Origin of the sequence: Sediminibacter sp. Hel_I_10 (assembly GCF_000688335.1) — a bacterium.
In the GTDB taxonomy this organism is placed as follows: domain Bacteria; phylum Bacteroidota; class Bacteroidia; order Flavobacteriales; family Flavobacteriaceae; genus Psychroserpens.
Map to the genome: position 1 here is coordinate 2,349,837 of NZ_JHZX01000001.1, position 12,932 is coordinate 2,362,768.

The 12,932-nt window shown below is 37.2% G+C and carries 7 protein-coding genes; 6 read left to right on the plus strand and 1 reads right to left on the minus strand.

Translation table 11 applies throughout. The features are described 5' to 3' along the window. Nucleotides 1-135 precede the first annotated feature (135 nt). From P176_RS0110485 to P176_RS0110495, 3 genes are all read left to right on the plus strand, one after another. Nucleotides 136-1,443, plus strand: a complete 1,308-nt coding sequence (locus tag P176_RS0110485) for a T9SS type A sorting domain-containing protein (protein ID WP_037348898.1) — start codon at nucleotides 136-138, stop codon at nucleotides 1,441-1,443. A gap of 174 nt (nucleotides 1,444-1,617) precedes the next feature. After that, on the plus strand, nucleotides 1,618-5,670 hold the full coding sequence (locus P176_RS19300; protein WP_051605458.1) for a pectinesterase family protein: 4,053 nt from the start codon (nucleotides 1,618-1,620) through the stop codon (nucleotides 5,668-5,670). A 68-nt stretch (nucleotides 5,671-5,738) separates the two neighbouring features. After that, the gene (locus P176_RS0110495; protein ID WP_026754666.1) at nucleotides 5,739-6,566 is read left to right on the plus strand and encodes a T9SS type A sorting domain-containing protein; all 828 of its coding nucleotides are present in this window, start codon (nucleotides 5,739-5,741) and stop codon (nucleotides 6,564-6,566) included. Between the two features lie 132 nt (nucleotides 6,567-6,698). On the opposite strand, the gene P176_RS0110500 is transcribed toward P176_RS0110495, so the two are convergent. Next, nucleotides 6,699-9,188 (minus strand): T9SS type A sorting domain-containing protein, encoded by a 2,490-nt coding sequence (locus P176_RS0110500; RefSeq protein ID WP_026754667.1) that lies wholly within the window; start codon nucleotides 9,186-9,188, stop codon nucleotides 6,699-6,701. A 144-nt stretch (nucleotides 9,189-9,332) separates the two neighbouring features. On the opposite strand from P176_RS0110500, the gene P176_RS0110505 reads away from it, so the two are divergent. The 3 genes from P176_RS0110505 to P176_RS0110515 all read left to right on the plus strand — a co-directional run bounded on the left by P176_RS0110505 (nucleotide 9,333) and on the right by P176_RS0110515 (nucleotide 12,930). Then, a complete protein-coding gene (locus P176_RS0110505; RefSeq protein ID WP_051605459.1) occupies nucleotides 9,333-10,841 on the plus strand; it encodes a glycoside hydrolase family 28 protein in 1,509 nt (502 codons plus the stop codon). Between the two features lie 122 nt (nucleotides 10,842-10,963). Next, a complete protein-coding gene (locus P176_RS0110510; protein ID WP_026754669.1) occupies nucleotides 10,964-11,911 on the plus strand; it encodes an alpha/beta hydrolase in 948 nt (315 codons plus the stop codon). 2 nt (nucleotides 11,912-11,913) lie between these two features. Then, nucleotides 11,914-12,930 (plus strand): DUF4861 family protein, encoded by a 1,017-nt coding sequence (locus P176_RS0110515; RefSeq protein WP_026754670.1) that lies wholly within the window; start codon nucleotides 11,914-11,916, stop codon nucleotides 12,928-12,930. Nucleotides 12,931-12,932 lie beyond the last annotated feature (2 nt).

The window sequence follows — 12,932 nt, forward strand, 5'->3', positions numbered from 1 at the left end:
TTTTTTCTAATTAGGTCGATAAATAATTAAGAATATTGATGCTAATATAGCAAAAATATTATAATATTGTAATCGATTGCATAATCTAACTTGAGTATGTAGTTCTTTTTCTTCTATTTAAAACTTGAAATTTATATGGCAAAACTCTACTCAATCATTTTGGTGTTTTATTCTTTAAGTGCCTTTGGTCAGACTTATTTTACAGCAACTCCTGAGGGTTTTGGCATGGCGACCACAGGTGGAGGAGACGGTCCACAAGTTACGGTCACTACGTATAATGAATTAAAAACACAATTGATTTTAGAAACGCCAAAGGTCATTTTGGTTTCAGGAGTCATTAATATTTCTGCCGGACAGCATATCAGCGAAGTGATTACTGATAAAACCATAATTGGGTTGCCTGGAGCAAGATTAGTAAATAACACACAGACCCAATCTGGATCAGGGATTTTAAATCTTCAAAACGGCTCGAATAACATTATCATACGAAATCTAATATTTGAGGGTCCTGGTGCTTATGATACTGATGGGCGAGATAATTTAACAGCCGACGGGTGCACTAATCTATGGGTAGACCATTGTGAGTTTCAAGATGGCGTAGATGGAAATTTTGATATCAAGGGGAATTCAGATAACGTTACCGTTTCTTGGTGCAAATTCACTTACTTAAAACCACCAGTTGCTGGAGGTCCTGGCGGCTCTAATGATCATCGATACTCTAATTTGGTTGGTTCAAGTGATTCTCAATCCCCACCAGATGGACATTACAGCGTGACTTTTCAAAACTGTTATTGGGCAGATGGTTGTAAAGAAAGAATGCCACGTGCAAGAAATGCCGAACTTCATATTCTGAACTGTTATTATAACACGAATGTCTCCAGCTCTCGAGCATTAGGCTTTAGTGGAGGAATCAATTCCCTTTCCAGTTATGTCGAGAATTCAGATTTCGCAAATATTGGTACCGTTTATCAAAGTTATGGAGGTACGGTGTCCTTAGAATTTGAGAATTGTATTAACGGAGTCTCTAACTTGGGTTCAGTAGATGCGCCAACATATGATTATAGTGTTTTGCCAGTCGCGGAAGTCGCCTCCATTATTGGGGATACAGAATGTGGAGCGGGTGCAACATTGCAGGTTTCAAGTACAGGAGCAGTATCGTCTAGTTGCGATAACCTTAATTCTAATTCATTTGAGCTTTCGGCTATAGACATTTACCCAACGCTAATTGAAAATAGCATGAGTTTTAAATTTCCATCAGGAAATGTTAGTGACCTTTCAATATCTATTTATTCAATTAGTGGTCAGAAGATATTCTCTAATGTTATAGAGTATGAAGCTAATGAAGAGGTATCCATAAATTTGGAGCATTTTTCTCAAGGGGTCTATTTTGTAAAGCTTCTTTTTGAGAATACATATAGAACTATTCGGGTAATAAAGAAGTAAGCCTTAGGATTGGTTAATTTAACTATTACAGCTTAAAATAATGTGGAACCATTACGTAATCGATTGCATAGTTTCTCGCATTATGATGAGATTATAGGTTGAATTCATTTTGATTCATGTTTAGTCTTTTGCCAGGTAAAGTCAAGTACCAATAACCAAAATCAATTGTTAATTATGAAAAAAAATTATTATTTCACATTCATTTTTATGCTGCTCTCTTGTTTTAGCATAAAAGCTCAAACATCGGGCGTAACCTATTCCTATGATTTCGCTGATGGATCTGTTTTTCCGCAAAACTCAACAACATACGATGATTTTGAAACACCTGACGGGTTTTTAAGTATGAATAAGGGAGAAGGCTCTCAATTTTACTTTAACGATGCTACACATGGTGTTGATTTTAAAGATGGTAATTATTTTGAAATTATGGTTGCAGGAAACGCAACTATTACTTTTACTACCTGCCAATATAGTGCAGATGGAGGCGTGTTGACATTTACAGATGCTAATAACTCCGTTTTGGGAGTAATAGATGCGGAGGTCAATGGCGGCGTTGATGGTACACCTTTTAGTTTTAACTATGTAGGTGATTCGGCTATCATAACTGCGACTCTAACTACTTCGGGTTCCAATTATATTCATGGCGTTAACATTGCCAACGACCCAGAAGTAAATCCTGGAGAAACCTATGCTTATGATTTTGCTGATGGTACAGTGTTTCCTCAAGATGAAACGACTTACGACAGTTTCTCTACTGCTGATGGAGTTGTATATATGGATAAGGGAGAAGGTTCTCAATTTTATTTTAATGACGGTAGCCATGGAGTCGACTTTAAAAATGGCAACTTTTTTGAAATTGCAGTTGCAGGAAATGCAACGATATCATTTACGACCTGTCAATATAGTGCAGACGGCGGTACTCTAACTTTTAAAGATAGTAACGAAAACGTTATAGGTGTTATTGATTCTGAAATTAATGGCGGTACAGATGGCACCGTTTTTAGTTTTGACTATATCGGGCCAGCCAGCACAATTACGGCAACTTTGGCAACTACTGGTTCTAATTATATTCATGGAATGAGCATTACTAATGATGAAGAGACGGTATCTAACGGTCTGGTCGATGTCTGGGATTTTGGTGCTGAACAATTAGATGCAGATACTTATAATAATAGGTTGACTGAAACCGAGATTAATGGATGGTATGATGAAGCAATTGCTCCGGGTACTTCAGGAAACATTATGCCTGCTACATGGACAGCGGGTCTATTAACTTGGGTTGGAGGATCTAATGATCGTTTGAGAACAGCCAATACAAATTTAACGCGTTATGATGAAAATCTAAGTGGCGTTTCTGACTATTCAGGCAGGCTTTATGTCAATGCAGGTGGAGCAACGAGTAGGTATATGAGCCTCACATTAAACGCAGATGACGAAGTCAAAGTTTACATGCTAACGCAATCTGGTACAGGAAATATTCATTTTGAAAATAGTAGTGAGGTAGAAACACAAGAAAACCAAATAGCTGTAGGTAGTACGCTGCAAGAACTCAATTTTGTAGCACAACAGGCAGGTGTTTATCATATTTATGATGAAATTGATAAGCCTAGTTACTATAGAATAGAAAGAAAAGATGCCACATATGTATCGCTTTCAGGACTTGTAGATGAAACTAGTGCCACTGGTATTTCAAATGGTTATGCTATTGGATTTACGAATGAAGCAGGAAAGGTTTTTACAGCTGCAGTAGAGAACGGTGCTTATAGTATTGAAGTGCCTGCTGGATATCTGTATAATCTTAGTTTAATTGATGCTAATGGGTTTATTATAAACAATGGCACAACACTCACAGTAGAGGAGACTACATCAAATTATAACATTGTTATATCCGCAGTAGAAATTTATAACCTAAGCGGTAATATCACTGGTTTAGATAATTTATCCGGTCTTGGTCTGGCGTATACGCCAGACCCTTCAGTCAGTAGTGTTTATGTGCCAATTGTCTCAATTGATTTTGACAATTCGACCTATAGCGTAGACTTAGAGCCAGGTGTTGCATATACCATTACGGCTACAGGAGTTAACGATTATGAAATTCCAACAAACACCGTAACTATTGGTGTAGCGTTAGAAACTCAGGATTTAGTTTTTATTCCAAAACCATTATATGATGTGGTTATAAATACCACAGGGTTGAATGAGGCACAACAGGATGCATTGGCACTTAGATTTATCAATTTGAATGAAGAAGGATATACTTATACCTTTTCAGATATTTCCAATGTGGCACTTAGAGATGGTACTTATACGGTTGAAAGTAGTGGTCTAGATTTGTATCCTTTAAAACAAGAATTAACCTCTAATCTTACGGTCAATGGGGCCAATACTTCTAAGGATATCGCTTATAATCCTATTACCGAATGGTTGTTTAATGACAGGATTATTAACGCAGCCACTGCTTATGAAGGTCTGATATTTACCGGAAGCGTAAATGTAAGAGGAGCAAATGGAGATTTAAATTGTGGTTCAGGATCAACTGTTGCTATTCCTGTGCAAGTTGGAGATAAGGTCATCATTACAGATTACTATGCTTCGGAATATTCTGTAGAAGGCGAAGCAACTGTTTCCAATACCTCTAACAGTACAGGTACAAATGTGGTTTCAGAATATGTCTATACAGGAACCTCAGAGGGTATGGTTACTATTTCTGTGATATCCACATCTTATTTTGTGTCGTTCAAAGTTGTAAGTATCGTTCCGTACAGCCCAATTATCACTGTTGGTGTTGACAAAGATTATCAAACCATTAATGAGGCTTTAGATGCGATTTCGAGAATGGACCGCCCTAATGATGAGCCTGTGTCAGTGGTTATAGATCCAGGGAATTATGAAGAAATGTTGGTGATAGAAAGTAACAATATTACTTTAAAAAATGCGTCTTCAACACCAAGTATCGCTCTACTCAATCAAGGTGTGGATATAGATCCTAATGCCGTAAGAATTACATCGTATTATGGGCAGAAGTATAATTTCTATAGTCAAGGCACCAATAACAAATGGAGTGCAGAAGCATTAGCAGTTAATACAGCTAATGGTTATACAGAGTATATCAACCAAGAGGGCACAGGTGGTGGTTCATCATATTGGAATGCAACTATAGTGGTAAAAGCTATTGATTTTACCATGGAAGATATTATTATAGAAAATTCATTCAATCAATATATTTCTTCTAAAGAATCTCAGGATGTTGTTCAAGCAAAAGCACTTAGTGAGCCAGTTAGGCCAAGTGATTATGGCAATACTTCTGTGCAGGATAGATCTCAAGGCTATGTCACGCAAGCTGCAGCTTTAGGTTTGGCCAGTGGAGCAGATCGTGTGTTTTTAGATGAATGTAGAGTTATTGGTCGTCAAGATTCGTTCTATGGTGGGCAAGGTGTAAGGTTTGCTGCTTATAAAGGCGTCATGATGGGTGCAGTAGACTATATTTTCGGAGAAATGACCGCTGTGTTTTATGAGTCGGATTTAGTATTAAACACCAGTGATTTCAGTAGTGATGCGGCTTATATTACTGCTGCAAAACAATCAAGCGGAAGAGGCTATTTGATGTTTGAGTGTCATGTAAAATCACCTATTGTAGGTTTAGAAACAGCTTCGACATTTGGATCTAAACCTGGCTATTTTGGCCGTCCGTGGGAGCCTAACACAAGTGAAGTGGTATTCTATAATACCACAATAGATGAAAGCACTTATCCAGGATCAGAAGGATTATCATTGATATCTCCAGTAGGTTGGACAAGTTCGTTGGGTGGAGAATCAACGATGATGTACGAGTATGGGACGATCGAAAATGCTATAGGTGTTGATAATGCTGCTGTTCGTGCGCCATGGTCCACCGTATTGACTTCGCCAACGCTTACAGATGGTACTGAAATAAATACGTTTAATTTCACGAAGGGTAATGATGATTGGGATCCGTTTCAAGCCGTACTATCCGTAAATTATCCTTCAGATTTTGAATCTTCAGTGGTTGTGAAAGCATATGATCAACAAGTTCATGTATCCAACGTGCTTTCAAATACATCAATTAAAGTCTATAGTATAACCGGTGCTTTAGTGAAAGAACTTGATTTGAGTGCTGACGCTTCTTTTGATATCGCTGATGGTATTTGGATTATTAAACTAAATTCTAAAGATGGAATCAAAGTGGTTAAACTATTGGTTCATTAATTAAAAAAAACAAGAGGTCACCAGAAGAGGTGGCCTCTTCTTATTGTCTAATTTTAAAAACGTTAATTATGAAAACAAAATTACTTTTATTGATTTTACCAATGTTGCTTTTTGTAGCAACTGTACAGGCTCAAACTAAAGTTTGGGATTTTGGTGGTGATGCGACTTATACAAGTCCAGAACAAATTGCACTTTGGCCAGTAGTTGCTTTTAACGCAGCTGAAGGGGTCACCACGGAAAAAGACAATCTATTTATGGTTGGAGATAGTAGCGGCGATAAATTTGGTCAAATTGAAAATTCTGGTGGAGCTACTTGGGATGCTGGAACTGCTGATGAATATGCCGCCATTAACCGTTTTAAATTTAACGGAGGGTCAAATCCGGTTGATTTCCTACCAAGTTATAGCTATGCGTATTTCCCTGTGTCTGGACCAGTTGAGGTAAAGGTTTGGTTCCGATCTGGTAGTGGGGATGATACCGAACGTATTCTTTATATCTCAGATGGTACTACTTTATTGAATTCTTTTCAAGCTGTTGGTAATAGCGATCCAGAAACCATAACCGCTAGTTATACTGGTACTGGTGGAAATATTTACATCTATGATTCTAATTCTTTCAATCTTTATAAAATAGAAGTCACAGGCGCAGGAGCTGCAACACTAGGTGTTAGTGATTCTATATTAGCTTTTGAAACTAGTGTGAAAGCAATTAATGATAGAATATACATTTCTAACGTAACTTCAAAGACTAAGGTTAGCATCTATAGTATAACAGGTGCCTTGGTAAAAACAGTTCATACCAATAATGACCTTGATTTTAGTTTCAATTCAGGATTGTATTTTGCTACTATCACCACTTCTGAAGGAGAAAATTCAGTAAAATTGTTAGTGCAATAGAGTACCGTAGTCTTTAATTCTTACTGAACAAAAGAATAAGGAGGCGACGAAAACAAAAAAAGCAGTGTGTTTACACTGCTTTTTTTTGTGATTATTTTGATAGAGAACAACTCACTACAATAATCAACCGAACTACAATTTCAATAGCTTTCGCGATATACTACCTAAATCTGTTTTAACTTCTATCAAATAACTCCCGCTACCTAGACTGCTTAAATCCAGCGGTGTTGAATAGCCTTTAAAAGATTTAATGAGTTCACCTTTTATAGTATAAATGTAGATGTTTTCAATCTGCTGATTGGGTAGTGATAGGTATAGAATATCCTTCACAGGATTGGGATGCATAATGATTTTTTGAACAGTAGAATTTCCATTAATCCCCAATGACGCATATGCCGTTTCCATATAATAAACGTTGGCTACATTTCCTTTCGTGATATTATGAGTGCCAATAGAGACATTGTCTATGGTTAGTACACCAGCGGTTGCATCATAGGGCACATTATCTAATTTTATAGTTCCATTAAATGTTGGGTCGAACACTAGCGTTAGCGTTGATGGGGCTGTTGATGTATATGCAATATTTGTTGTAGACTCAATTTTTAAACGTTCTGTCAACGTGAGACCGTTATAGGTCGTAGATCCAGGGTTAGAGTTGATATTTGCATTGGTAAATGTATAGAAATTACTTTCTAATGCCGACGTGGTAAAATTGTGAATTTCATCGCCTGTTGCTAAGCCATTAATAAAAATACTTCCCGAGCCAGAGACCGAAGTTCCAGTATCACCAACGGTAGTAACAGTAAACGTCACGTTAGAGGTTGGTATTCCTGAAACCACGACGGTTTTTGCATTAGTATCTGTAATATAAGAAATTCCTGATGATGGCAATCCGGAGACGGTTGCAGTTGTAGCGTCTCCACCCCATGTAAATGTCATTTCAGAAATCGCGTCTCCTTCATTAACATACTGTTCGTTATTGTCTGGTATGTCGAGTGTTTGTGTTGTTCCAGAACCATTTGATTCTCCCTGTACAAACACTAAGCTTGATGTATATGAGGATAAAACTTCTAATAATCCAACGTTAACGCCATAATCTGTATCGTCTATACTATTGTCAAAAGTCCAATCAATATCTCCGCCTGATACTCTCCCAGAGTAGGTCATTACATTGTCTTTAGCCTCAGTAGGGCTATCAATGATTAGGGTGTTAATGTATAAATTGTCGTCAGTGTCAAAATTATTGTAAACGTTTCCGCCTTGATATGAGTTAATAGAAGCATCTAAATTTTCAGATCGAGTAGAAGCCAAATAAGCATCAAATTGTTCTGCAGCTGAAGTTGAATTATAGGGGATGAAAAGGGTTTCGCCTGTGATATAATTATCAAAGGCTTTTATAATACCACCGTCTTCTCCAGAGAATGTGCCTTGAGAGCCATTGTAAACATCTGTACCTTGTTGAGAGATGAGCATGGGATATTTGCAATTTCTAAAATAGTTACCTTCAACAAATAGAGAAGAGCCATTTGTAGATCCAGATCCGTATTTTGCATTACCATCAAAGTAATTATTGTAGATATGGGCAGAATAGAATCGTACACGCGGATGTCTTGAATCTGAATGATCATACCAATTGTGATGATATGTAACATACAGATCGGTAGTAGTGTTTTCACTTAAACCCAAGAGATTGCTTTTTCCAGTATCCCAAAAATGGTTGTAAGACATAGTTACGTAAGTTGATTTTTTACAATCTAAGGCACCATCCCCTTTTGCTTGATCTGCATCACCACCAGCTGCGCCATAAAACATGTCGCAATTATGAATCCAAACGTGAGCATTGTCCTGTTGTAAGCCTAAGTTGTCACCTTCGTTAGCGTTGGTGAGCATAAAGCCCAGATTACGCACTTCTATATTGGTCCCTTTTTTAATGCGAAGTCCCCAACCATTTGCAAGAGCATCATCACCTACGCCCTCAAAAGTTATAGAGCCATTTACATTGTTTTCATTTTCAATAACAAGATCACCATTGAGCATATAATCCAGATCGGTGATGTTGCCAATAAGTCTTACCGATAAAGGCCTGTCATCATCTCCTTTTTTGAAACCATCTAAAATAGTTTGCAACCCAACACATGGATTTGTTGTAGCTCCTAATACATCAAGAGATATGGTGTTTTTTGAATTTTCCGTAATGTATAAGACTACGGCATCAGTTTTAAGTGTGCCATCCAGATTATATGCCCCTGGAATATGACCATCATGATGTGCAAATCCATTTCTGTCATGAGACAATACAGTCACGGCATTGGAAACCGTTTCATCTCCTTCAGAAGCTGTAATTATGGGAACAATCTTAAAGGTGTAGTCACCTGCTGCCAGACCCAAAATATCGGCACGGTAATAATCACCGTAACTTCTTATAAGTTGCGTATCTATAATTTGGTCGGTAATGCCAGCGCCAGTGTAATACACATTATAACTGTCTGCTTCAGGGAGAGGTTGCCATTTGATGTAAGCGGTCTCCGTCCATCCAACCACTTCAGTGATTGAAACCGTTTGGGAAAAAGCTAATTTTAGAGATCCCAAAAATACACAGGCTACTATGATAACATTTTTCATTTAATTAATTGTTTTTGTAATCGATTACATAAAGATAGTTTTTTACAAGATTAAATTCATTTAAAAGAGAATAAAGTTTGTGTACTGTTGTATAATTTTTTAGATTTGGTAATCGATTACATTTTGCATTTATACTTACATAACATGAAACTAGAGATCTCTTATTGTAATATCAAAAAATATATAACTCAAATTTTGAGTATTTCTCAAATATTTCTTTTCTGTGCTTTACTCGCTTTTATAGGGTGTAAGGATGAAAAATCCAAAAAAGATACCGAGGTTCAAATAGAGGGCATTGTAGAAAATGATCCTTGGTCTGCTATGGATAAAGTGGTGGAAAGTGTCGTTGCGCCAACGTTTCCAGATGCAACCTTCAATATTATGGATTTTGGAGCAAATCCAAATGGTGCTGCTAATAATACCATGGCTTTTAAAGAAGCAATAGCGGCTTGTGTCGAAAATGGTGGCGGAGTAGTGTTGGTGCCTAAGGGCAAATACCTTACAGGCGCTATTCATTTAGATGATAATATCAATCTTCATTTAGAAGAAGGTGCAGAAATTTTATTTAGCACCAATCCTCAAGATTATTATCCGTTAGTTCCAACATCTTATGAAGGCGTTGAATTGATGAACTACTCTCCGTTAATTTATGCTAGCAATAAGAATAATGTGGCCGTTACAGGTAAAGGCACCTTAAATGGTCAAGCCGGAATTGAGAACTGGTGGAAATGGTGTGGAAAGGAAGAATACGGATGGGAAAAAGGAATGCCACAACAAAAGGATAGTTTGAATTTGCCTAGATTGATGGACATGGGACAAAACGGAACCCCTTTAGATGAACGTGTTTTTGGCGATGGATTCTATCTTCGTCCTAATTTTATTGAGTTTTATGAATGTGAGAATGTATTGTTAGAGGGGGTTAAAATCACCAACTCCCCATTTTGGATCATTCATCCATTTAAATCCAATAATGTTACCGTAGATGGTGTTACGGTTGAAAGTCATGGACCAAATAACGATGGTTGTGATCCAGAATATTCTAAGAATGTGATTATTAAGAATTGTACATTCAATACTGGTGATGATTGTATCGCCATTAAAGCAGGAAGAGATGCCGAGGGAAGAAGAGTAGGCATCAAAACAGAAAATGTTGTGGTTAAAAACTGCAAAATGATTGATGGTCATGGAGGTGTCGTTATTGGCAGCGAAATGTCTGCGGGTGTCAACAATGTGTATGTAGAAGATTGTAAAATGGATAGTCCGAACTTAGATAGAGCCATCCGTTTGAAAACAAATTCAAGACGTGGTGGTGTGATTGATGGCGTATATGTAAGAAATGTTGAGGTTGGTCAAGTTAAGGAAGCGGTTCTAAAATTGAATATGTTTTATGCTACTTATACCGATCAAACAGGTGAGTTCATCCCTGAGATCAAAAATATTTGGTTAGAAAACATAACGGTTAAAAATGGTGGAAAGTTTGGAATTTTGGCAAAAGGCTATGAGCAATCTCCAATTACTGATGTCACCTTAAAAAATGTAACTATAGAAAAAGTAGAAACAGCTTTCTCTCTAGAAAATGTGTCTAACCTAAATCTCATTGATACATACATTAACGGTTCTCTTGTAGAGAGCCCGCTAAAAAACGAGCAATAATCCAGAAGCTTTAAAAGAAAACATGTCATGTGGAATTTTGTTTAAATTGGTTTATATAGCTTAATTCTTAAATAAGCCTGATGTAGCCGTCAGGCTTATTTGTTAGATAAATTGTAATAATAATGAGATTAAAAAATAGCATATGTTTGGGGTTCTTTTTGCTGTTTGTAATGGCAACTTATGCTATGCAAAACATTAAAAAGGACACCTCTTATACTGTAAATAGTTCTTATAAAAAGTATAAAAAGGAATTTCCTCAAATTGAAATCGTCAAATCAAAACAATTTGAAAATGTAACGGAGATTGAGAATCTTGCTTATAAAACATTAAAAAGCAGAAGCCTCTGTCTCGACGCTTTTATAAATTCTACAGCAGCTAATCCAGCTGTAATCATGGTACATGGTGGCGGATGGAAGTCTGGTGATAAATCCCACATGAAGCCTTTGGCGCAATACATTGCCAATAAGGGGTATTCTTGTTTTACGGTAGAATATAGATTATCTGATGAAGCCATTTATCCCAATGGGATCTATGATGTCAAACAAGCCATCAAATACATTAAGGCTAATGCCAAACAATTTCATGTAGATACCTCTAAGGTCGCTGTTTTGGGAGCTTCATCTGGAGCACAAATGGCAACATTGGTCGGCGCAACCAACAACAATTCAAAATTTGAGGAACGTTCGGGCGATGGTATATCATCTTCAGTACAAGCCATTATTAATTTAGATGGTGTTTTAGCTTTTAAGCATCCAGAATCCAGTGAAGGTAAAATGGCAAGTTGGTGGTTGGGAGGAACCTATGATGAAAACCCTGAAAATTGGCAGCAAGCTTCAGCATTAACGCATACGAATAAGCATACACCTCCAATTTTATTCATCAATAGTCAGTACAATAGATTTCATGCTGGTAGAGACGATATGATTAAAATTATGGATGCCTATTCCATTTATTCTCGGGTTGAAACCTTTCCAAATAGTCCACATACCTTTTGGTTATTTCACCCTTATTTCAATACCACATTAGAATACATTACACAATTTTTAGATAAAACGCTTAAAAATCAATAACTATGAAAACTATAACACCTATAGTAACAGCGCTTTGCTTAATAAGTTTAATCGCTTGTAAAAACGATAAAAAAGAGGCGCCTAAGGAAGACGTTATCATTGAAGAGGAGGTTGTTTCAACTCCAAAAACCTATGCAGAACTCTCAATTGCCAAGGGAGGTCAATGGGTAGATGGCAGTAGAGGGCATGAAGAATATGATGGCGGGACGTCATTTGAAAACGTAGACCACTTAAAAGTTCCAGATAATCATACCGATCATTCGTGGTACATTCGTTACGAGGGTCCCGGTTGGGAAAGTAACAAAGTAGGCTATCGGCTTTACTTAGACTGGAGAAATGCGATTGATATCTTCGGAAAAAAGACAGATTCTCTAGTGCTCGCAGGAGTTGGTCAAGACGGCTTCGATTCTTACCATGAGTCTGAATCCTGGGGTCAAGACATTCTTAAGGTTGGTAAAGGCCTCGGCATTGGGTCGATTGGACGTTTGGTAGATAACTCTTTAGTGCATTTCAAAGAGGTGGATTCTACGTTCGCTTCTGTTGAAAATACAGAAGAAGCATCAAAAGTGGTCGTGAATTATAACGGCTGGAAAACGGGTAATGAGACTATTGATTTAGAATCTACCTTAAGTATAAAACCAGATCAAAGAGTAACCAAGCATACCATTCAGGCTTCAAAAGCAATTGATGGTATTGTCACTGGTATTATAAACCATGACGTTTCTTATACAAAAAAAGAGAGCGACAACAAGAAATGGGGATACATTGCAACTTATGGCGTGCAAACATTAGTGCCAGATAAATTGGGAATGGCCGTATTTTATGAAGTTGAAACCGCTGCAGAGGTTAAAAAAGGAGAGTTTGATTATTTAGTGGAATTCAAGCCTACTACAGAGCCCATTGACTTCTACTTTTTAGGAGCTTGGGAACAAGAGCTTAATGGTATTACAAACGAAGCAGATTTTTTATCTTACTTAGATGAAAAATTAAAGGAACTCAATGATAATAATGCACTTTAATT

What these genes read in the sequence shown, in the direction of transcription:
- P176_RS0110485 (WP_037348898.1), top strand. Translation starts at nt 136, where the DNA reads ATGGCAAAACTCTACTCAATCATTTTGGTGTTTTATTCTTTAAGTGCC.
- P176_RS19300 (WP_051605458.1), top strand. Translation starts at nt 1,618, where the DNA reads ATGAAAAAAAATTATTATTTCACATTCATTTTTATGCTGCTCTCTTGT.
- P176_RS0110495 (WP_026754666.1), top strand. Translation starts at nt 5,739, where the DNA reads ATGAAAACAAAATTACTTTTATTGATTTTACCAATGTTGCTTTTTGTA.
- P176_RS0110500 (WP_026754667.1), bottom strand. Translation starts at nt 9,188, where the DNA reads ATGAAAAATGTTATCATAGTAGCCTGTGTATTTTTGGGATCTCTAAAA.
- P176_RS0110505 (WP_051605459.1), top strand. Translation starts at nt 9,333, where the DNA reads ATGAAACTAGAGATCTCTTATTGTAATATCAAAAAATATATAACTCAA.
- P176_RS0110510 (WP_026754669.1), top strand. Translation starts at nt 10,964, where the DNA reads ATGAGATTAAAAAATAGCATATGTTTGGGGTTCTTTTTGCTGTTTGTA.
- P176_RS0110515 (WP_026754670.1), top strand. Translation starts at nt 11,914, where the DNA reads ATGAAAACTATAACACCTATAGTAACAGCGCTTTGCTTAATAAGTTTA.